The sequence below is a fragment of the Streptomyces sp. NBC_00670 genome, assembly GCF_036226765.1.
In the GTDB taxonomy this organism is placed as follows: Bacteria; Actinomycetota; Actinomycetes; order Streptomycetales; family Streptomycetaceae; genus Streptomyces.
On sequence record NZ_CP109017.1, the window covers coordinates 3,287,891 to 3,307,830 of the forward strand.

Sequence of the window (19,940 nt, forward strand, 5' to 3'; positions counted from 1 at the left end):
ACATGGCACGGTCACGGCACGGCGGTACGACACCAGCGGCCGTCGGGGCCCGGCGGTGTGCGAGGGAGCATGGCAGCGGCGTCGGAAACAAGCAAGCGTGCTTGCATCATTTGCGACGGACGGGACGGCGATGGCGGGCACCGGCGCCGGCCGGGGACTCAGGCGTGACTCAGGCCGGGGACTCAGGCCGGTGACTCAGGCCGACGGCCGGCCGTCGGGGGCGGGACCTGCGGCGCTGCCCCGGTACAGCCCGTCGACGAAGACGTCGACGATGCGCCGGGTCTGTTCGGGGCTTCGGCCCGGGACCGGTTGGGAGAGCTGGGCAAGGGCGTGGAGCAGGTCCTCGGCGTCGATGTCGTCGCGGACCGTGCCGTCGGCGACCGCCGCGGCGAGCAGGGTGGCGAGGGCGGGGCCCAGGCGTTGCAGGAAGTAGTCGGGCAGACCGGCGAAGGCCGGGTCGCCCGAGTGCAGTGCCGAGGCGAGGCCCCGTTTGGTCGCGAGCAGCGCGGTGAACCGGTGGGTCCAGCGGGCGAGCGCCTCCGCCGGGGGGTACGCGGCGCCCAGCTCGGGACCCGCGTCCGCGACGGCGTCGATGCCGCTCTCCACGACCGCCTTGACCAGGTCGGCGCGTTGCGGGAAGTGCCGGTACAGCGTGCCGACGCCGACCCCGGCCAGGTCGGTGATCTCCTTCGCTGGGGCATCGACCCCGGAGGTGGCGAAGACGGTGCGCGCGGCCTCGACCAGCGCGTCGACGTTGCGCCGCGCGTCGGCACGGCGGCGGCGCTGCCGGGGGGCCGGGTCGGTGGCGTCCGGTGCGACGCCGGGGGGTTCCTCCGCCGTCGTGCCGGGCTCCTGGTTTTCCGCCCGTGCCGGCTCTCCCGCCCGTGCGGTCCTGCCCCGGCTCATCACGTCACCTCCGTCCGCGCCCGCTTCATCGGCGACGGCTCCCTCGCGACCAGTAACGGAAAGGGTTTCCGCTTCACGCAGCCTACGGCATCGGAAGAGCCGCCGGTTCAGTCCTCCTGCGTGTCACCCGTGGCCGAAGGCGTCGCGTGCGCGGTGATGGTGAGACCGGAGAAGTCACGGCCCTGGACGACGGGGCCGTGCTGCGTGCCCCCGCTGATCCGGTTCGTCACCGCGCCCTGACTCGCGGACACCGGCTCCGCCCGCCGCCACCAGCTCTCCAGGGCGAGGCGGAACTCCGCGTCCAGCGCGGCGCGCACGGCCAGGGCCGTACTCAACCGCTGAGCCCGCTCCGTCTCGCCGGGATCCTGCGTCAGCGCCGTGAGTTCGGCCTCGCCGGAACTCACCCCGGGCGCTCCGTCGGCCTCACCCTGCCGGAACGGGCGGCGGATCAGCGCGCTCAACGCCTGCCACGCATGCCGGCCGGCCTCGCCGCCGACACCCCCGGCCAGAGCCGCCAGCGCAGCTGCTGAGATCGGATCCATCACCGCTCCCCTCACCCCGTCGGTCAACCGCGCCCGCTCGCTCACGCACGGTGGCAACACGTCCACGGACCGTTCCACGGTAACGTCCTCGCGGCCGGCGATCGCCCGGTTTCCGCTCAGGCGTTCACCCCGGACTCCGGTGTCACCCGGCCCTCGCGCCGGGCGCGCCGGCCGCCGCGGCCCACCTGTGTGCGTACCGCGCCCATGCTCGCCGCGATGACCAGGGCGATCGCCAGCACCTCCGGCAGCGACAGGGACTGGTGCAGGATCAGGAACCCGGCGAGCGCGGCGAGGGCCGGTTCCAGGCTCATCAGGATCGCGAACGTCGACGCGGGCAGCCGGCGCAGCGCGAGCAGTTCCAGGGTGTACGGCAGGACGGAGGACAGGCACGCCACCGCCGCGCCCAGCCCCAGCGTCGTCGGCACCAGCAGCTTCGAGCCCGACTCGGCGATGCCCAGCGGCGTGATCAGCGCCGCCGCGACGACCAGTGCGAGGGCCAGCCCGTCGGCCTGCGGGAAGCGGCGGCCCGTCCGCGCGCTGAAGACGATGTACGCCGCCCACATCGCGCCGGCGCCGAGCGCGAAGCCGACACCGGCGGGGTCGAGGCCGTCGAAGCCGCCCCCGCCGAGCAGGAAGACGCCCGCGAGGGCCAGCGCGGCCCAGACGACGTTGACCGCCCGGCGCGAGGCCAGGACCGACAGGGCCAGCGGGCCGAGCACCTCCAGGGTGACGGCGGGGCCGAGCGGGATGCGGGAGACGGCCTGGTAGAAGAGGCCGTTCATCGCGCCCATCGCGACGCCGAACGCCACGACCGTGCCCCAGTCGGCGCGCGAGTGACCGCGCAGCTTCGGCCGGCAGACGACGACCATCAGCACCGCCGCCATCGCCAGCCGCAGCGTGACCACGCCCAGCGCGCCGGCGCGCGGCATCAGGTTCACCGCCAGGGCGGCCCCGAACTGCACGGACACCCCGCCGGCGAGAACCAGGCCGACGGGGCCGAGGGACCCCCAGCGGCGCGGGGAGTCGCCGGTGGCTCCGGACGACGGCCCGGCGGCCGGGTCGGCGGACGTGCGCGGGGCCGGTGAGGGCGTGGAGGCGGCGCTGGGGGTGGTCACGGGCGGTCCAGGGGCTGGGAGTAGCGCGACGGACGGGTCCGGGCGGGGAGGCGTCCATCGCGATGTACTGACGGGTCCAGGGTAGTGGACCGGGTCAGGTGTGTGTAGTGGTGATGGGGCTGTCACGGAGTGCCTGCTCAGCGTGGCCGCTCCGGGCACGACGGCGCAGTCCGTCCAGGCCCTCGGTCCTCCCGGTGTTCCGCCAGGTGCTCCGCCAGCACCTCCGCCAGGTGTCTGCTCTCCCGGCCCGCGAGGTGGCCGAGCTGCGTACGGCAGGAGAAGCCGTCCGCGAGCAGTACCGTCTCCGGGCCGGCGGCCCGTACGGACGGCAGGAGTTGTTCCTCCGCACAGGCCACCGACACGTCGTAGTGCCCGCGTTCGAAGCCGAAGTTCCCCGCGAGGCCGCAGCAGCCGCCGCTCAGCTCGCCGGTGAGTCCGGCCGCCGCGCGCAGCCGGCGCTCGGCCGCGTCGCCGAGGACCGCGTGCTGGTGGCAGTGGGTCTGGCCGGCCACCGGACGGTCGACCACCGGCGGCCGCCAGTCCGGGGCGTACCGCTCGAGCGCCTCGGCGAACGTGACGACGCGGGAGACCAGCCGGGCCGCGCGCGGATCGTCGGACAGCAGTTCCGGCAGGTCGGCGCGGAGCGCGGCGGCGCAGCTCGGCTCCAGGACGACGACGGGGGCGCCGCCGGTCAGTACCGGTTCCATGAGGTCGAGCGTGCGGCGCAGCACCGTACGGGCCCGGTCGAGCTGGCCGGTGGAGACGTACGTCAGCCCGCAGCAGACCCGGCCCCGCCGCGCCCCGGCGGCCAGTGCCCACGGGGTGCGCGAACCGCCGTCGCCGACCGCCGCCCCCCACCGCGCCCGCGGCGGCGGTACGACCGTCAGCCCCGCCGCCTCCAGCACCCGTACGGCCGCCCGGCCGACCGACGGCGAGAAGTGCTCGGTGAAGGTGTCGGGCCACAGCACGACGAGCGCACCGGGGGCACCGGGGGCACCGGGAGCGCCGCCGGCACCGGGGGCGCCGCCGGAATCACCCGCACCCCCCGCACCACCCCCACCACCCCTGACCGGCCCACGCCTCCGTACCCACCGGCCGAACGTCTCCCCCGCCAGCCGCGGCACGTCCCGCTCCCCCGCGATCCCCCCGAGCCGCTTGGCGACGGCAGCCAGCGGGCGTATCCCGGCGGCGGCGTTGACCAGCCCCGCCGTGCGCGTACGGGCGACGAGCGCGAGCCAGCGCGGCAGCCACCCCAGCGCGTAGTGCGCGGCCGGGCGGCGGCGCCCGGCGTAGTGGTGGTGGAGGAACTCCGCCTTGTACGTGGCCATGTCGACGCCGACCGGGCAGTCGCTGCGGCAGCCCTTGCAGGACAGGCACAGGTCGAGCGCGTCCCGGACCTCCGTGGAGCGCCAGCCGTCGGTGACGACCTCGCCCGCCAGCATCTCGTGCAGCAGCCGGGCCCGGCCGCGCGTGGAGTGCTCCTCCTCCCCGGTGGCCCGGAACGAGGGACACATGACCCCCGAACCCGCCTGCGTGGTTCGGCACTTGGCGACGCCGACGCACCGGCGCACCGCCGCGGTGAAGTCCCCGCCGTCGGCCGGGTAGCCGAAGGCGACGTCCACCGGACGGCGGGGCAGCGGCGCGAACCGCAGGTTCTCGTCGAGCCGGTGGGGGCGGACCAGGATGCCGGGGTTGAGCAGGTCGTCCGGGTCCCAGACGGCCTTGGCACGGGCGAACAGCTCCACCAGCTCGGGCCCGTACATCGCGGGCAGCAGCTCCGCGCGCGCCTGCCCGTCGCCGTGCTCCCCCGACAGCGAGCCGCCGTGCGCCACGACGAGCTCGGCCAGCTCCTCGGAGAAGCGCCGGAACCGCGCGATCCCGCCCTCCGTGAGCAGGTCGAAGTCGATGCGGACATGGATGCAGCCGTCGCCGAAGTGCCCGTACGGCGTGCCGCGCAGGCCGTGGGCGGTGAGCAGGCGCCGGAAGTCCTTGAGGTACGCCCCCAGCCGTGCGGGCGGCACCGCGCAGTCCTCCCAGCCGGGCCAGGCCTCTGTGCCGTCGGGCATGCGCGTCGCCGTACCGGCGGCGTCCTCGCGGATCCGCCACAGCGCGCGCTGCCCGGCCGGGTCGGTGACGACGACGGCCTCCGTGACGTCGGCGGCGCGCACGAGCGCCTCCGCACGCGCGCGTGCCTCGCCCGCGCTGTCGCCGCCGGCCTCCACGAACAGCCAGGCCCCGCCCCGGGGCAGGGCGGCGGTGTCGGGCACCAGGTCGGCGGCCATGCCCTCCACCGTGAGCGGCCCGTACGGCAGCAGACCGGCCGCCGCGTCGGCCGCCGCGCTCTCGTCGGCGTACCCGAGCACGGCCAGCGCCCGTGCGCGCGGCGCCTCGACGAGCCGTACGACCGCCTCGGTGAGCACCCCGAGCGTGCCCTCCGAGCCACACAGCGATCGGGCCACGTCGGCGCCCCGCTCGGGCAGCAGCGCGTCGAGCGCGTACCCGGAGATGCGGCGCGGCAGCTCCGGGACGCCGGTGCGCAGCCGCGCCAACTCGCCCTCCACCAGCGCCCGCAGGCCGTCCGGCGCACCCCGCCAGTCCCGCCCGGCCCGCAGCCGTTCGCCACGCACGGTGAGGACGGACAGTTCGCTGACGTTGTCGGCGGTGGTGCCCCAGGCGACCGAGTGGGAGCCGCAGGAGTTGTTGCCGATCATGCCGCCGAGGGTGCAGCGGCCGTGCGTGGAGGGGTCCGGGCCGAAGCGCAGCCCGTGCGGGGCGGCGGCCTCCTGGAGCCGGTCGAGCACCAGCCCCGGCTGCACGACGGCCGTACGGCTGCCCGGATCCAGGTCGAGGAGGCGGTTCATGTGCCGCGTGAAGTCCAGCACGACGCCGGTCCCGGTGGCCTGCCCCGCGATCGACGTACCGCCCCCGCGCGGCACCACCGGCACCCCCAGCTCCCGGCACACCGCCAGCGCCGCCGCCACGTCGTCCGCGTCCCGCGGGGCGACGACGCCGAGCGGGAGGCGGCGGTAGTTGGACGCGTCCATGGTGTGCAGCGCGCGTGCGGTCGCCCCGAAGGCGACCTCGCCGCGCACGGCCTTCCGCAACGCGTCCCGCACGACCCGCTCGACACCGGGAGACGGCACAGCCGTCCCCGCACCGACCCCGAACTCCCCGCGATCCGTCATGCCCTCCACCATGCCACCGACCACTGACAGTCACCGGTTCAGTACCGTGCGACGTGCTCCCGGACGAACGCCCGCGTGAGCGCGCCCCAGCGCCCCTCCCGAACCCCTACGCGCCCCCGCTTTCGAACACCCAGGCGCCCCGCCCCGCACACCCGTATGAACCCCCGATGGCGCCCGTCTCACCCGACGGAACACGTTTCGCCCCCGTTTCCCCGACGGGCTACTCTCCCCCCGTGGCCGATATCGAGATTCCCGCAGACATCAAGCCCACCGACGGACGCTTCGGCGCCGGCCCCTCCAAGGTGCGGGTCGAGGCGCTCGACGCCCTCGCCGCCACCGGCAGCTCCCTGCTCGGCACCTCCCACCGCCAGGCCCCGGTCAAGAACCTGGTCGGCCAGGTCCGCGAGGGCGTCCGCGAGCTGTTCTCGCTCCCCGACGGCTACGAGGTGATCCTCGGCAACGGCGGCTCGACGGCGTTCTGGGACATCGCGACCCACGGCCTGATCGAGAACAAGTCGCAGCACCTCAACTTCGGCGAGTTCAGCTCGAAGTTCGCCAAGGCCGCCAAGCTCGCCCCCTGGCTGGCCGAGCCCACCGTGATCGCCTCCGACCCGGGCACGCACCCGGAGCCGAAGGCGGAGGAGGGCGTGGACGTGTACGCGTTCACGCACAACGAGACCTCGACCGGTGTCGCCATGCCGATCAAGCGGGTCGCGGGCGCGGACGAGGGCGCGCTGGTCCTGGTGGACGCGACGAGCGGCGCCGGCGGCCTCCCGGTCGACGTCTCCGAGACCGACGTCTACTACTTCGCCCCGCAGAAGTCCTTCGCCTCCGACGGCGGCCTCTGGATCGGCGTCTTCTCCCCGGCCGCGCTGGAGCGCGCCGCGCGCGTCCACGCCTCCGGCCGCCACGTCCCGGAGTTCTTCTCGCTCCCCACGGCGATCGACAACTCGCTCAAGAACCAGACGTACAACACCCCGGCGCTGGCCACGCTCTTCCTGCTCAACCAGCAGCTGGAGTGGATCAACGGCCAGGGCGGCCTGGACTGGGCCACGGCCCGTACGAAGGACTCCTCGACCCGCCTCTACACCTGGGCCGAGGACGCCAAGTACGCCAGCCCGTTCGTCACCGACCCGGCCAAGCGGTCGCAGGTCATCGGCACGATCGACTTCGACGACGACATCGACGCGGCGGCCGTCGCCAAGGCCCTGCGCGCCAACGGCATCGTCGACACCGAGCCGTACCGCAAGCTCGGCCGCAACCAGCTCCGCGTCGCGATGTTCCCGGCGATCGACCCGGCGGACGTCGAGGCGCTCACGAAGTGCGTCGATTACGTGATCGAGAAGCTGTAGCCACCCACGCGAGGCCGCACGCGGCTTCCGTACGACGGCGAAGGGCGCCCGGTGCACCACCGGGCGCCCTTCGCCGTTTCGTCCCACCCCCTGCCTCCCGTGCCCGATGCATCGGTTCCAACCGATCGGTGGGCCGTGTCGTCTCCAAGGGGCGGCGGAACACATCCGTCCGCCCCACCGCACCGGAGAACACCGGAAAACACCGGAGAACTGGAGACACAGGGATGACACGACGGACACGCACGCACACCGGCGCCCGACGCCGCACCGCCGGACCGCTGACCGCCGGGGCACTGACCGCCGCGCTGCTCCTGACCGCCGGTCTCACCGGCACGGACGGCGCGGCCGCCGCGACCGCGACAACCGGCCCGGCCCCGGTCAGTACGGCAAAGGCGTCGGCGACCGTCACCGAGACCTATGACCTCGGCGACACGGCCTTCACCGACCCCACCTCCGGCACGGTCAGCGAGGTCCGCGCGGTCGTGCACCGCCCGAGGCACGTGCACGGCCGGCTCCCGCTGGTCGTGGTCTCCCACGGCTCCTGGTACGCGTGCACCGACGAGGACGCCACCGCCTGGCCCTGCGACCGGGGCCGGCCCCACCCCGGCTACCGGGGCTACGACTACCTCGGCGAGGCCCTGGCCGCGCGCGGCTTCGTGGTCGTCTCGATCAGCGTGGACGGCATCAACATGACCTCCTTCGACTACGGGGACCGCGCCCGGCTCGTCAACGAACACCTGCGCCTGTGGAAGCGGCTCGCCGACGGCGACGGCGCCCTCGCCGGACGCCTGCCCGCGCTGCGCGGCCACGTCGACATGCAGCGCGTCGGAACCGTCGGGCACTCCCGCGGCGGCAAGGGCGTGATGTGGCAGGCCTCGGACAAGCACCGGGACGAGATGCCCGACGGGGTCCGCGTGGGCGCCGTGCTCGCCCTGGCCCCCGTCAAGTTCGACGACCCGGAGGGCGACAACAGCGACACCCTCGTCACCCGCACACCCGTCGCCGTGATGACCACCAGCTGCGACGGCGCCGTGCACGAACATGGCCAGGAGTACCTGGACGACGTCGTGGGGCGCACCCGGGAGCCCGCCTACTCGGTCTCGGTGCTGCACGGCAACCACAACTACTTCAACACGCGGTGGACGCCGCCCGCCCCGCTGGGCGAGGACGACAGCACCTGCCCCGCGCAGGAACTCGCCCCCGCGCCCCAGCAGAACGCGCTGACCGCCTACGCCACCGCGTTCTTCGGCAAGCACCTCAAGGGCGACGACTCGGGCACGGCGGTACTGACGGGCGAGCGCCCGCTGCCGGGCGTGACGTCGACGACCCGGGTGGTGCGCCCGACGCCCGCGCACGCGCACGCGCACGCGCGCTGAGCGGTGGCCGGTTGAGCCGGGGGCTACCGCGCCCACAGCCGGTCGAGCGCCGCCCGGCTCTCGTCGTCCGCCCCGCGGCAGATCATCACCCGCTGGTCCGGGTCCTGGAGCGGCGTGAGCACCTCGAAGCGGACGTCGATCTCACCGGCGTCGGGATGCCGTATCGCCTTGCTGCCGCGGCCGCCCGCCCGCACGCTCCGCTCGGCCCACAGGCGCGGGAACTCCTCGACGCGCGCGCTGAACTCCGCGATGTGCTCGTTCAGCGCCCGGTCGTCGGGATGCGCGGCCCACGCGGCGCGCAGATGGGCGACGCCCTCCCGTACGACGCGCTCGCGGTCGACGTAGAACTCGCGCATGTACGGATGCAGCAGGCACAGCCACATGGAGTTGCGCTGCGCGGGCGGCAGGGTGCCAAAGTCCAGGAGGAGCCTGGCCATGTGGTCGTTCCAGGCCAGGATGTCGTAGCGGTGGTTGAGCAGCATGGCCGGCAGCGGCGAGAGGTCCTCGACGAGGCGGGCGAGCTGGGGCGCGGCCGTGGTGGCGGGCTTGTCGGTGGTGCGGGGGCGTTGCTGGGCGAGGTCGAAGAGGTAGGCGCGTTCGTGCGGGGACAGCCGCAGGGCGCCGGCCAGTGCCTCCACGACGTCCGCCGAGGGGCGCAGGCCGCGGGCCTGCTCCAGCCGTACGACGTAGTCGATGCTGACCCCGGCCAGCTCGGCGACCTCCTCCCGGCGCAGCCCCGGGGTACGCCGGGACCGCCGGCGCGCGGGCAGGCCGAAGTCCTCGGGGTCCAGGCTCTCGCGCCGGGTCCGCAGGAACGCCGCCAGCTCCTGTGTCGTGTCCACGGCGGTGAGGGTGGTCGTGGTCATGTGTGCTGCAACAGCCGGGGCGGGGGCGGTGTTCCGGGGCGGGGGCGGTGTTCCGGGGTGGGGCGGTGTTACAGGGTGGGACCGGTCCTCCCAGGAACGTCCTTCCCTTACCCCCTGCTCACGGCCGTCACAGGCTTGCGGACGGCAACGGATCGCAAGCACATGAGGAGCCCCCTATGTCACTCACCCTCGACACCTACCGGCTGCTGGGCCGCTCCGGCCTGCGGGTCTCCCCGCTGGCGCTGGGCGCGGCGACCTTCGGCACCGAGAGCGGCTGGGGCTCGGAGCGGGCGGAGTCGCGCAAGGTGTTCGACCTCTACGTCGAGCGCGGCGGCAACTTCATCGACACCGCCGACACCTACTCCGCGGGCAGTTCGGAGCGTCTGCTGGCCGAGTTCACGCGGCAGAACCGCGACAGCCTGGTGCTGGCGACGAAGTACACCACGCTGAGCCGGCCCGGCGACCCGAACTCCTCGGGCAGCCACCGCAAGAACCTGTTCTCCTCGGTGGAGGGCAGCCTGCGGCGGCTGGGCACGGACTACCTCGACGTCCTCTACCTGCACGTCTGGGACTTCACCACCCCGGTGGAGGAGATCCTGCGCGGCATGGACGACCTGGTCCGGCAGGGCAAGGTCCTCTACGTGGCGATCTCCAACTCCCCGGCCTGGCAGATCGCGCGCATGCAGACGATGGCCGACCTGCGGGGCTGGTCACCGCTGGTCGCGCTGCAACTGGAGTACAGCCTGATCGAGCGCACCGGGGAGCGCGAACTCATCCCCATGGCCCGGGAGATGGGGCTCGGCGTGCTCCCGTACTCGCCGCTGGCCGGCGGGGTGCTCACCGGCAAGTACACGCGCGACGACCTGACCCCGGCGAACATCGACCCGGCCGACGGCACCCGCAAGAGCTTCAACGTCGCGCTCGGCACGGTCACCGAGCGCAACCTCGCGATCGCGGACGTCGTGCAGGAGGTCGCGACGGAACTGGGCCACAGCCCCGCCCAGGTCGCCCTGGCCTGGACCCTGCGCACCCCGGGCATCACGGCCCCGCTCCTCGGCGCGCGTACCCCCGCGCAACTGGAGGACAACCTGGGCGCACTGGACGTCGACCTCACCGACGCCCAGCTCACCCGCCTGAACGAGGCGAGCGCGATCGACCTGGGCATCCCGCACTCGCTCCTGGCGAGCGACCACATCCGCAACGTGATGCGGGGCGACCTGAAGTTCGAGACACGCGGCTGAGGGGGCCGGTGTCATCCGGGGGTCGGTACGGCCGCCATCGCCAGCAGCGCCCCATGGGTCTCCTCGTCGGCGGCGACCAGGAGCCCGCGGCCGCCGGCCTCGCCGACCGGGGTGCCGTCGATACCGGTGACGACGCAGCCGGCGGCCCGGCACAGTGCGATGCCGGCGGCGAAGTGGACGCTGCCGGTGAGGTCGCCGCCGTCGGTGACGTACGCGGCGCGTTTACCGGCGGCGACCCAGGCGAGGGCGAGCGTCGTGGAGACGACGCGCGGCCGGAAACGGGCGCCGAAGTCGGGGTGGGCAAGCAGGTCCACGGCCCGGAAACCCGGCGCGCCGGGAAAGGGCGGGTCGAGGTTGACGTCCACGAGGGCGGTGGACGGCGTCGGTGTCAGGGCCGCCTCGTCGCCCCCGTCGCGCCGCACCCGGGCGGTGGTGCCGTCGGTGAAGAAGACCTCACCGCTGAACGGATCGGCCACCGCGGCGGCTCCGTCGCGCAGGGCGACGTTGACGGCGACGAGCATGTTGCCGACGGCGTAGTTCAGCGTGCCGCACAGCGGGTCCACGAGCCACTGCCGCACGGCACCGGCGGCGCCCCGCCGCCCGCCCTCCTCGCCGAGCACCGCGTCCTCGGGCCGCGCGGCCCGCAGCACACCGAGGATCGCCTCCTCCGCCGCCACGTCGGCGGCGGTGGCGAAGTCCCCGGCACCCTTGTCGATCCGGTCGAGCCGCCGCCCGTACATACGCCGCACGACGTGGGCCCCGGCGCGTGCCGCGGCTATGGCGACGGCGGCGTCATCGGCCTCCGCGGATGAGTCGATCATGCCGCGCAGCGTACCGAGCCGAAGCCGCTCAGAACTGCCCCAGAAACGCCCGCCAGCTCTCACGCGAGACGGCGAGCAGGGGGCCGTCCTCGCGCTTGCTGTCGCGAACGGCGCGACCACCGGTGGTTGTGCCGGCCACTTCCACGCAGTTTCCCTGCTGCCCGGAGTACGACGACTTCTGGAAGGGGCCCACAACCTCGGTCACGATCAACCTTCCTTCATGCTCCGCAGTACGCCCCGGATGAGACTCGCGCTCGCCTCCGGCGCCAATGCCTCCGATCGTAGTTGGTCGAACATGTTGGCGTAAGCGGTCAGGTCCTCCGGAGACTCCAGGACCGAAGTGCCCCGCAGGTTCTCCAAGGACACGGCTTCGACCACGGGCTCGGCATCGAAGCTGAAGGAGGAGAACGCGGAGGTCGTGGCGGCCAGGGCACCTGCGCTGAAGGGCAGCACCTGCACGGTGACGTTCTTCCTCTTGGCCTTTTCGAGGATCGCGGTGAGCTGCTCCCGGTGGATCTTGGCCGTCACCAGCGGGTGTGCGACGACCGCCTCCCACAGGACGACGGAGAACGAGGCGCCACCTCCGTCGATCTTCGTCTGTCGCCCCTCACGGACCCTCACCAGTTGCTCGACCACCTCGGGAGCGACGTAATCAGGACCGGCCGCGATCACCGCCTCCGCGTAGGCCGGGGTCTGCAGAAGCCCGGGGACCAACACCGGCTGCCACTCGCGGATGTACGTCGCGTCGTCCTCCAGGGCGATGTGATCGACGTAGTCCGGGCGCAGGTGGGCCGCGTGCTCCAGCCACCAGCCGCGGTTCTTGGAGTGCTTGGCCAGTTCCTCCAGCTTGGCGCGTACGTCCGGGTCCTTCACGCCGTACGCGTCCAACAGCAGCCGTACCTCGATGACGCGCGCGGTGACGTGCCCGCTCTCGACGCGGCTGACCCTCGCCTGACTCGCCGCGATGATCTCCGCGGCCTGCGGCTGGTCGAGTCCGGCCGCCTGGCGGTACTGCCTGAGCGCCGTCCCAAGTCGTCTGCTGCGTACGGTCGGTCGTCCACCTGCGGGCATGAGTTCTCCCCTCTTCGGGCGCCACCATGCCACACGGACGGCCCGATCTGACGGCCTGTCACCCGATCGAGTGGACGAGTGCATGTATTCAGTTGAGTGAGTTGTCGACACGCCGAATTCGGCCCTAACTTCGCCTCCATGCCCGCAACCGAAACATTCCGCATCCCCAAGCACAAAAGGCACGTCCCGGTCGCCCGGCAGCGCGTGCGGAAGGTGCTCGCGGACTGGGGAGTGACGGACGAACTCGCCGACACCATCACCCTGTTGGCGAACGAACTCGTCACCAACGCGGTGGCCCACTGCCGCGTCTCCAGCGCCCAGATCGCCGTCACCCTCACCCTGGGCGAACCCGAACTGATCCTGGAGGTACGGGACCCCGACCGGGACCGCCTCCCCGAGCCGCGCGACTCCGCCCCGGACGAGGAGGGCGGACGTGGCCTCGCCCTCGTCGCGGCGCTGGCCGACACCTGGGGGTGCCGGCCGGAGCCGTACGCGAAGTGCGTCTGGGCCCGCCTCACGGTGACCGCACCGGAGGGGACCCGTGTTCCGGCAACTCCGTGACGCCGCCGCCCGCCTGCTCGGCCACGCCCCACCGTTGACCGACCTCGACCTGGCCCGCGAGGTCCGCCGGCCGGACCCGTACGTCTGGCGGCTCCCGAGCCCGTACGACGCCCGCCGGCACCGCTGGTCCAGACGATCCCGTGCGGCCGGTGGCCACCTGTCCTTCCCCTGCGACGAGCCCTGCTGGCGCACCCCGGACGCCGCCAAGCCGCTCCCCCTGCCACACGGACGACATCGAGGACGTGGCCCGGCCTTACGTCCTCAAGCGTTGACGCCTCGGCGACCTCGGCCGCCCCCTGTCGCCCAACTCGCCGGCTACACCCAGTCCGGTGACCGGTTCCGTTTGGACTCTGTCCGACGATCAGCACTGGGGGACGTGCTTCCTCCTGACGCGGGTATCCGTTTCACGCAGCAGCCACCGCGGAGACCGAGATCCGCTGAGATGAGGGGTACCGCATGTCTGCATCTCTTGTAGAAACCGTCGATATCCAAGCTCCCGTCGAAGTCGCATGGGCGCTTTGGAGCGATGTAACTCAATGGCCGTCCTTCTTGAGCCACGTACGCCAGGTGGAAAGGCTGGACGATCGCCGCTTCACCTGGCAGCTTCAACTGCCGGGAGCTGACAAGTACTTCGTGGCCGAGCTCACCGAGGTAGTACCGGAAGACCGCATAGCCTGGCACACCGTCGAGGGAGTCGATCACGCGGGGGTGGTCACCTTCCATCGTCTGAGCGACACGACATGCCGGGTGACTCTGCAGATCGAATACGACCCCAAGGGCTTCGTCGAACACCTTGGCGCACTCACCAACCTGGACTCGACACTCGCCAACTACGACCTCGGCCAGTTCCAGAAGCTGGCCGAAACGACAGCGGCTTCGTGACCTCCGCGTTTCCGGTGATTCACGGAACGCGCACACCTGCCGTAACGGGCTGGCGTCAGACCGAGCCGGCCCAACGTTTTCCGCAGACGATAAAGATGCGAAGGGGAGAGATGCGACATGCGGCAGGGGACCTGTCGTACGGGTTCTATCTGGAGCGGCCCTCGTACCTCTCCCTCGCCCTCGTGACCTGCTCCCCCAACCGCACGGGCCCGGGTCTCCCGTGCCCGGACGGTGCGGCGGCCGGACGGGACGGGGACCGTGGGCCGTCCCCGCCCCCGTCCCCGTCCCCGTCCCCGTCCCGCACAACCGCCGCAGCCGGCGATCACACGGGGTGACGCGTCAGAAGACGAACGGCCCCGGGCTCTGCGCCGAGACGGCCGTGCAGTGGACGGTGAGCGTGCCGTACGTGCTCGTGAGCGACGTGAACCGCAGCGGCTCGCCCCTTTCTGTGGTCAGCGAGCCAACGGCCGGCGGGCCGAGGCGAGGAGCAGTTGAGAAGTGGTCCAGTAATAATTTGATAGTTGAAGTATGTGGACCCGGGGAGGGGGCAGCGGGGCTGCCCTCGGGCAGACTGGTTGCCCGTTCGGGCACTCGTGGCCCACCGGTTCCGAAGACCCCGGTGTCCGGAGAACGGGGCGCCCGAACGCTCCGGGCGCCCCCACCGCCTACGACCCCGAACAGCTCACGCTCGGCGCCGCCCCGCCGCCCGGTGCTCCGCCGAAGCCGAAGCTCGTCGAGGCGCCCGCGGCCACCGTGCCGTTGTGGGCCGCGTTCGTCGCCGTCACCGTCGTGCCGGACTGCGTGTACGACGCGTTCCACATGTTTGTGATCTTCTGCGAGCCGGGCCATGTCCACGTGACCTGCCACGACTTCAGCGCCGTCGTGCCGGTGTTCTTCACCGTCACCTCGGCGTTGAAGCCGCCGCCCCAGTCGTTGGTGACGGCGTACGTCGCGGCGCAGGCCGCGCCGGGACCGGGGTCGCCGCCGCCCCCGTCGTCGCCCCCGCCCGTGGACGGGAAGTCCGGCGCCTTCACGCTCGCCAGGTAGCCGTCCTTCACCGTGTCGACGGTCGTCCAGTCGTCCTTCAGGATCCCGCCCGTGTCACCGGAGTTGGGGTTCCACGACCAGAACGTCCAGTGGAAGCTGTCGCCGCCGTACGTCGACGTCGGGCGCAGGTAGTCCACCAGGGCCGCCAGCCACTTCTGGTCCGTCGTCGACTGCAGCGTCGTGCCGAACTCGCCCACCCACACCGGGGCGATGTTCTGCTTGAAGACGTAGCCCCAGTACTTGTCCCAGATGCCGGGCATGTTGTCCGGGAACGACGGGTCGCTGAACCAGCTCTGCTGGGCCACGCTCGTGGCGTAGTCGTGGGCCGAGTACACGACCCGGTTGGCCACGTCGAGCCGTACGGGGTACTGGGCGACGCCCATCAGGTTGCCGCCCCACCAGCCGGAGACGCCGTTCACCGTCTGCACGCCCTCGACGAAGATCAGCAGGTCCGGGTTGACGGACAGCACCGCGTCGCCGGCCCGTTCGGCGGCGAGCCGCCAGTCCGTGGCCTGGTCGCCGCAGCCCCAACAGGCCGGGTCGTGCGGCTCGTTGTGCAGGTCGATGCCGATGACGGTGTCCTGGCCCTCGTACCGCGCGGCCATCGCCTTCAGATTGGCGATCCACGTCGACTCGGGGACCGACGAGGTGTACCAGAGCGCCGACTGGCCCGCCGAGTCCGGACGGTGCCGGTCGAGGATGACCTTCAGGCCGTCCTGTCCGGCGTACGCCACGATCCTGTCCAGCACCTGGAGGGAGTTCAGGCCCTGGAGGTCGGTGTTCTTGCCCTCGGAGAAGTCGATGCTCAGCGGCGTCGCGCCGCTCTTGAAGATGTCGTCGCTGTAGGGGATGCGGATGGTGTTGTAGTCCAGCGACTTCATCTGGTCGATCATGCTCTTGTAGTCGCGTGACCACAGACCGTGGACGACGAGGTTGGTGGTCTCGAAGCCGAACCAGTTGATGCCGGCGATACGGACGGGCTGCCCCGCCGCGTCCAGGATCCGGCGCCCGCTGGTGTGCCAGTAGCCCTCGCCCGCGGCGGCTTCGGCGGTGGGGGAACTCTCGGCGGCGTGCGCCGTGCCGGCCGTCGCCGTCACGCCGAGGCCCAGGGGTAACAGGAGCACCGTCGCGGCGGTGCACAGCGCTCTTCGCAAGCTGCGGAACATCTCGCTGCGTCCTCTCGGGAGGCACGGGCCCGGAACGGGTGGGAGCGCTCCCACGACCCTGCGTCTCTCATAGAAGCCAGCAACGCGCCACGCCGTCAAGACACGTGACGCCCCGCCCCTCCCGTCCCCCCTGCGTCACCGCCGCCGGCGCAGCCTCCGCAGCCCGAGGAAGCCGGCCGCCAGGACGAGCACCGCGCCCGCGCCGACCTTCAGGTTCCCGCCGCTCACCGGCCCGTCGTCGTCCCCCGACGCCTTCCCGCTCCCGCCGCCGGACGATCCCGACGACGAGGACGAGGACCCCTGCCCCGGCGCGTCCTCCGCCTTGACCGGGCTGTCCTTGCCCTCCGAGCCGTACATCAGCTTCGTCCCGTCGGCGCTGTACGTGACCGACTCGCCCTGGCCCTGGAGCGGCACGTTGAGCCGGCCGGCGCGCTTGATCCTCCCGCCCCCCTCCCAGTCGTAGAGGACGCCGCCGAAGTAGCCGCGTACGGCGAGCTGCTCGCCGTCCGGGGAGAGGGCCGCGTCGGTGGCCCACAGGTCGACGGTCGCCACCGGCTTGAAGACGTTGCTGCCGGAGGTCGACAGCCGCTCCGGGCCCTCGTACAGATGGCCGCCGTCCTCGTTCTTGTCGACGATGTAGACGCGCCCGGACTTGGGGTCCACCACCATCGACTCCGCGTCCCGCGCCCCGTCGGAGTACTTCACGACGTACTGCGTGGCCCGCACGGTCTGGTCCACGAGCTTCTTCGGCTCGGGCAGCTTGTAGATCCAGACGTACGGCCAGCTGCCGCCGAGGTTGTCGCCGATGTCGCCGACGTAGATCTGGTCGTCGGGGCCGATCGAGATGGCCTCGACGTCGCGCGGGGTGCCGATGCCGCTGAGGGTGATCCGGGCGAGGGTCCTGCCGGTCGCGCTGTCGACGGCGTAGAGGTACGGGCCGTCGTCGCTGTCGTTGTGCGTCCAGTAGACGCCCTTGTGCCGGTGGGAGGCGGCGAGACCGCTGGACTCGGTGATGCGCGGGTCCTTGATCGTGAAGCCCGCGTCACCGTCCGAGGACGGTGCCGCGGAGGCGACGGGCGCGGCGAGGGCACCCACGAGCAGGGCCCCGGCGAGGAGGGCGAACGGTCGGCGCATGCGGCCAAGCCTGCCATCTCCTCCGGCGGTTGCGGCGGGTGGGCGGCCCACCGGCGGCCGGGCGGTACGGGGGCAGGTCGCGGGTGGGCGGTCCGTCGGCGGCCGGGCGGGACGGGGGCGGGTCGCACCCGGCAGGCCTTGGTGGCCGGTCTCACATCCCGCCGGGGCGCCCGCCGTTCCGCGCGGCGGTCCCCGTCCGCCATCATGAGCGGATGCTCAGGTTCATGCCCGTAGGCGACTCCATGACCATCGGCAGCGCGGGCGAACACACCTGGCGCTACCGGCTGTGGCAGCACCTGCGCGACACCTACGGCCGTCCGTTCGCGCTGGTCGGACCGCGCGAGACGCTGTACGACAAGGCGCTGGACGCCCCCGTGTCCTACGAGTACGCCGACCCAGACTTCCCCCGCGCCCATCTGGCCGGCTGGGGCGAGGGCTGGCAGCACCTGGCCCCGCTGATCGGGGACGCGGTGCGCGAGAGCCGCGCGGACGTGCTGCTCGTCTCCCTCGGCCTGATCGACCTGGGCTTCTACACCAACGCCGAGCAGACGGCGGAGAACATGCGGCGGTTCGTGGCCGGGGCGCGGGAGGCCCGGCCCCGGGTGCGGATGGTGCTGCTGCCGGTGATACCCAACGTCCGCGCCACGAACGACGCGTTCTTCGCGGCGGAGGTCACCCGCTTCAACGAACTGCTCGCGAAGGCGGTCGCCGACCTCGACGAGCCCGCCTCCCCCCTCCTCCTCGCCTCCGTTCCCGAGTCCTACGACATCGACCTCGACACCTACGACGGCACGCACCCCAACGCATCCGGCGAGCACAAACTGGCGGCGGCCTTCGCGGGGGCGATGCATCAGGGGTGGGGGTGGGGTGGGGAGTACGAGGGGTGAGCGGACGCGGTCCGCTCGGTTCGCACGTTCGGGGGGCATATGCACGCCCCTCGTTGCCCCGGTGCCGTGCGTATCGTTGTACCGCGCGGCCGCCCTCGTCCGTGAGCGGCCGGGGAGGAGCGCCACGGTGACCGTCATTGAGGACAGGATCATGATGGCCGAGAGCGACAACACCACGCGCCTGGACGAATGGTTCGAGCGCCTGGAGCGTATGCCCGTCCCCGAAGGATTCAGGGTCGAGATCGTCGGGGGCAATGTCCACATGACACCGCAGCGGGACGTCCACTGGGAAACCATTCGGGAGATCCTCTGGGCACTCGAGGATCACTTCGGAAGGCGGCGTGCGCGAGTCCTCTCGGACGTCCGCATCGACTTCCCCGGCCACGAGAACGGCTTCTGCCCCGATGTGGCCAAGCTGCGCGAGGGCGCGGCGAAGGACGACGAGGGCCGCTGGCGGTACGGAGACGTGGAGTTCGTCGCCGAGGTCATCTCCAAGGGGACGGCCCGGAACGACTACGGCCCCAAGAAGGCCGCGTACGCACAGGCCGGGGTGGGCGTGTATCTGATCGCCGATCCCTATCAGGGACGGTGCCACGTCTACACGGAGCCGAAGAACGGTGACTACACCTGCGAGCTGCGTGTCGACTACGGAGGCGACGTCGACATGACCACCACCCCCCTCGGTCTCCTCCTGAAGACCGACAACTTCCCCCGCGACTGATCCCTCCGCGCCCCCAGGGGCGCTCCCCTTGCTTCGAGCGCACTCCAGCACGTTGGCTGGAGGTATGGAGTACACGCAGCTCGGACGCACGGGACTCAAGGTCGCACGGCTGGTCCTCGGGACCATGAACTTCGGTCCGCAGACCGGTGAGGCCGACAGTCACGCCATCATGGACGCGGCGCTGGACGCCGGTATCAACCTCTTCGACACCGCCAACGTCTACGGCTGGGGCGAGAACAAGGGCCGGACCGAGACGATCATCGGCAACTGGTTCGCCAAGGGCGGCGACCGGCGCGACAAGGTCGTCCTCGCCACCAAGGTGTACGGCGACATGACGCTCGACGGCAGCCCCGTCTGGCCCAACCACGACAAGCTCTCCGCGGTCAACATCCGCCGTGCCGTGGAGGCCTCCCTGAAGCGGTTGCAGACCGACCACATCGACCTCTACCAGTTCCACCACGTCGACCGGGACACCCCGTTCGACGAGATCTGGCAGGCGATGGACGTCCTGGTCCAGCAGGGCAAGGTCCTCTACGTCGGCTCCAGCAACTTCGCCGGCTACAAGATCGCGCAGGCCAACGAGACCGCCGCACGGCGCGGGTCGTACGGGCTGGTCAGCGAGCAGTGCCTGTACAACCTCGCCGAGCGGCGGGCCGAGATGGAGGTCATCCCGGCCGCGCGGGACTACGGGCTCGGCGTCATCCCCTGGTCGCCGCTGCACGGCGGGCTGCTGGGCGGGGTGCTGAAGAAGCAGGCGGAGGGCGGGCGCCGGGCGTCCGGCCGGGCCGCCGACACCCTCGCCGATCCGGCCGGCCGGGCGCGGATCCAGGCGTACGAGGACCTGCTCGACAAGCACGGCCTGGAGCCGGGCGAGGTGGCGCTGGCGTGGCTGCTGACGCGGCCGGGGGTGACGGGGCCGATCGTCGGGCCGCGCACGGGGGAGCAGCTGGAGTCCGCGGTGCGGGCGGTGGAGCTGGAGCTGAGCGAGGAGCTGCTGGCGTCCCTGGACGAAATCTTCCCGGGCCCGGGCCCGTCCCCGGAGGCGTTCGCCTGGTAGCGAGCGGCGC

The 19,940-nt window shown here is 72.2% G+C and carries 18 protein-coding genes; 8 read left to right on the plus strand and 10 right to left on the minus strand.

The window, feature by feature from the left end:
- Nucleotides 1-195: 195 nt before the first annotated feature.
- The 4 genes from OIE12_RS14565 to OIE12_RS14580 form a co-directional block, all read right to left on the minus strand.
- Nucleotides 196-906, minus strand: coding sequence for a TetR/AcrR family transcriptional regulator (locus OIE12_RS14565; RefSeq protein ID WP_329135431.1), 711 nt, complete (start codon nucleotides 904-906; stop codon nucleotides 196-198).
- Nucleotides 907-1,013: 107 nt separating this feature from the next.
- Entirely contained in the window at nucleotides 1,014-1,448 is a 435-nt protein-coding gene (locus OIE12_RS14570; RefSeq protein WP_329135433.1) for a hypothetical protein, read from the minus strand.
- A gap of 116 nt (nucleotides 1,449-1,564) precedes the next feature.
- Nucleotides 1,565-2,563 (minus strand): EamA family transporter, encoded by a 999-nt coding sequence (locus tag OIE12_RS14575; protein ID WP_329135435.1) that lies wholly within the window; start codon nucleotides 2,561-2,563, stop codon nucleotides 1,565-1,567.
- Between the two features lie 137 nt (nucleotides 2,564-2,700).
- Nucleotides 2,701-5,748: an FAD-binding and (Fe-S)-binding domain-containing protein gene (locus tag OIE12_RS14580; RefSeq protein ID WP_443053824.1), complete on the minus strand. Its 3,048-nt coding sequence runs from the start codon at nucleotides 5,746-5,748 to the stop codon at nucleotides 2,701-2,703.
- Nucleotides 5,749-5,981: 233 nt separating this feature from the next.
- On the opposite strand from OIE12_RS14580, the gene serC reads away from it, so the two are divergent.
- Nucleotides 5,982-7,100 (plus strand): phosphoserine transaminase, encoded by a 1,119-nt coding sequence (serC, locus tag OIE12_RS14585; protein ID WP_329135437.1) that lies wholly within the window; start codon nucleotides 5,982-5,984, stop codon nucleotides 7,098-7,100.
- Nucleotides 7,101-7,324: 224 nt separating this feature from the next.
- Nucleotides 7,325-8,476: an alpha/beta hydrolase family protein gene (locus OIE12_RS14590; protein ID WP_329135439.1), complete on the plus strand. Its 1,152-nt coding sequence runs from the start codon at nucleotides 7,325-7,327 to the stop codon at nucleotides 8,474-8,476.
- 23 nt (nucleotides 8,477-8,499) lie between these two features.
- On the opposite strand, the gene OIE12_RS14595 is transcribed toward OIE12_RS14590, so the two are convergent.
- Entirely contained in the window at nucleotides 8,500-9,342 is an 843-nt protein-coding gene (locus OIE12_RS14595; RefSeq protein WP_329135441.1) for a helix-turn-helix transcriptional regulator, read from the minus strand.
- Nucleotides 9,343-9,518: 176 nt separating this feature from the next.
- On the opposite strand from OIE12_RS14595, the gene OIE12_RS14600 reads away from it, so the two are divergent.
- The gene (locus OIE12_RS14600) at nucleotides 9,519-10,583 is read left to right on the plus strand and encodes an aldo/keto reductase (RefSeq protein WP_329135443.1); all 1,065 of its coding nucleotides are present in this window, start codon (nucleotides 9,519-9,521) and stop codon (nucleotides 10,581-10,583) included.
- Between the two features lie 11 nt (nucleotides 10,584-10,594).
- Here the strand turns inward: OIE12_RS14600 and OIE12_RS14605 are convergent, their stop codons facing one another.
- From OIE12_RS14605 to OIE12_RS14615, 3 genes are read right to left on the minus strand one after another with little or no spacing between them, the layout of a single operon-like run.
- Entirely contained in the window at nucleotides 10,595-11,404 is an 810-nt protein-coding gene (locus tag OIE12_RS14605) for an inositol monophosphatase family protein (RefSeq protein WP_329135445.1), read from the minus strand.
- A gap of 28 nt (nucleotides 11,405-11,432) precedes the next feature.
- Entirely contained in the window at nucleotides 11,433-11,609 is a 177-nt protein-coding gene (locus OIE12_RS14610) for a DUF397 domain-containing protein (protein WP_329135446.1), read from the minus strand.
- A 2-nt stretch (nucleotides 11,610-11,611) separates the two neighbouring features.
- Complete coding sequence (locus OIE12_RS14615) at nucleotides 11,612-12,475, minus strand: helix-turn-helix domain-containing protein (RefSeq protein ID WP_329135448.1); 864 nt, start codon at nucleotides 12,473-12,475, stop codon at nucleotides 11,612-11,614.
- Between the two features lie 138 nt (nucleotides 12,476-12,613).
- Here OIE12_RS14615 and OIE12_RS14620 point away from each other — a divergent pair, with 138 nt between their 5' ends.
- Nucleotides 12,614-13,036: an ATP-binding protein gene (locus tag OIE12_RS14620; protein ID WP_329135450.1), complete on the plus strand. Its 423-nt coding sequence runs from the start codon at nucleotides 12,614-12,616 to the stop codon at nucleotides 13,034-13,036.
- A 456-nt stretch (nucleotides 13,037-13,492) separates the two neighbouring features.
- Nucleotides 13,493-13,918 (plus strand): SRPBCC family protein, encoded by a 426-nt coding sequence (locus OIE12_RS14625; RefSeq protein ID WP_329135452.1) that lies wholly within the window; start codon nucleotides 13,493-13,495, stop codon nucleotides 13,916-13,918.
- A gap of 665 nt (nucleotides 13,919-14,583) precedes the next feature.
- Here OIE12_RS14625 and OIE12_RS14630 read toward each other — a convergent pair.
- Both OIE12_RS14630 and OIE12_RS14635 read right to left on the minus strand, forming a co-directional pair.
- Entirely contained in the window at nucleotides 14,584-16,131 is a 1,548-nt protein-coding gene (locus OIE12_RS14630) for a cellulase family glycosylhydrolase (protein ID WP_329135454.1), read from the minus strand.
- A gap of 135 nt (nucleotides 16,132-16,266) precedes the next feature.
- Nucleotides 16,267-17,265 (minus strand): WD40 repeat domain-containing protein, encoded by a 999-nt coding sequence (locus OIE12_RS14635; RefSeq protein ID WP_329135456.1) that lies wholly within the window; start codon nucleotides 17,263-17,265, stop codon nucleotides 16,267-16,269.
- Nucleotides 17,266-17,477: 212 nt separating this feature from the next.
- Here OIE12_RS14635 and OIE12_RS14640 point away from each other — a divergent pair, with 212 nt between their 5' ends.
- The 3 genes from OIE12_RS14640 to OIE12_RS14650 all read left to right on the plus strand — a co-directional run bounded on the left by OIE12_RS14640 (nucleotide 17,478) and on the right by OIE12_RS14650 (nucleotide 19,930).
- Nucleotides 17,478-18,152, plus strand: a complete 675-nt coding sequence (locus tag OIE12_RS14640) for an SGNH/GDSL hydrolase family protein (RefSeq protein ID WP_329135458.1) — start codon at nucleotides 17,478-17,480, stop codon at nucleotides 18,150-18,152.
- Nucleotides 18,153-18,279: 127 nt separating this feature from the next.
- Nucleotides 18,280-18,873 (plus strand): Uma2 family endonuclease, encoded by a 594-nt coding sequence (locus OIE12_RS14645; RefSeq protein ID WP_329135460.1) that lies wholly within the window; start codon nucleotides 18,280-18,282, stop codon nucleotides 18,871-18,873.
- Nucleotides 18,874-18,937: 64 nt separating this feature from the next.
- Nucleotides 18,938-19,930 (plus strand): aldo/keto reductase, encoded by a 993-nt coding sequence (locus OIE12_RS14650; protein WP_329135461.1) that lies wholly within the window; start codon nucleotides 18,938-18,940, stop codon nucleotides 19,928-19,930.
- Nucleotides 19,931-19,940: the final 10 nt, after the last annotated feature.

Bases quoted from the DNA above. Each gene is read 5' to 3' on its own strand.
- OIE12_RS14565 (WP_329135431.1), bottom strand. From the start codon at position 906: ATGAGCCGGGGCAGGACCGCACGGGCGGGAGAGCCGGCACGGGCGGAA.
- OIE12_RS14570 (WP_329135433.1), bottom strand. From the start codon at position 1,448: ATGGATCCGATCTCAGCAGCTGCGCTGGCGGCTCTGGCCGGGGGTGTC.
- OIE12_RS14580 (WP_443053824.1), bottom strand. From the start codon at position 5,748: ATGACGGATCGCGGGGAGTTCGGGGTCGGTGCGGGGACGGCTGTGCCG.
- OIE12_RS14590 (WP_329135439.1), top strand. From the start codon at position 7,325: ATGACACGACGGACACGCACGCACACCGGCGCCCGACGCCGCACCGCC.
- OIE12_RS14595 (WP_329135441.1), bottom strand. From the start codon at position 9,342: ATGACCACGACCACCCTCACCGCCGTGGACACGACACAGGAGCTGGCG.
- OIE12_RS14600 (WP_329135443.1), top strand. From the start codon at position 9,519: ATGTCACTCACCCTCGACACCTACCGGCTGCTGGGCCGCTCCGGCCTG.
- OIE12_RS14605 (WP_329135445.1), bottom strand. From the start codon at position 11,404: ATGATCGACTCATCCGCGGAGGCCGATGACGCCGCCGTCGCCATAGCC.
- OIE12_RS14615 (WP_329135448.1), bottom strand. From the start codon at position 12,475: ATGCCCGCAGGTGGACGACCGACCGTACGCAGCAGACGACTTGGGACG.
- OIE12_RS14620 (WP_329135450.1), top strand. From the start codon at position 12,614: ATGCCCGCAACCGAAACATTCCGCATCCCCAAGCACAAAAGGCACGTC.
- OIE12_RS14625 (WP_329135452.1), top strand. From the start codon at position 13,493: ATGTCTGCATCTCTTGTAGAAACCGTCGATATCCAAGCTCCCGTCGAA.
- OIE12_RS14630 (WP_329135454.1), bottom strand. From the start codon at position 16,131: ATGTTCCGCAGCTTGCGAAGAGCGCTGTGCACCGCCGCGACGGTGCTC.
- OIE12_RS14635 (WP_329135456.1), bottom strand. From the start codon at position 17,265: ATGCGCCGACCGTTCGCCCTCCTCGCCGGGGCCCTGCTCGTGGGTGCC.
- OIE12_RS14640 (WP_329135458.1), top strand. From the start codon at position 17,478: ATGCTCAGGTTCATGCCCGTAGGCGACTCCATGACCATCGGCAGCGCG.
- OIE12_RS14650 (WP_329135461.1), top strand. From the start codon at position 18,938: ATGGAGTACACGCAGCTCGGACGCACGGGACTCAAGGTCGCACGGCTG.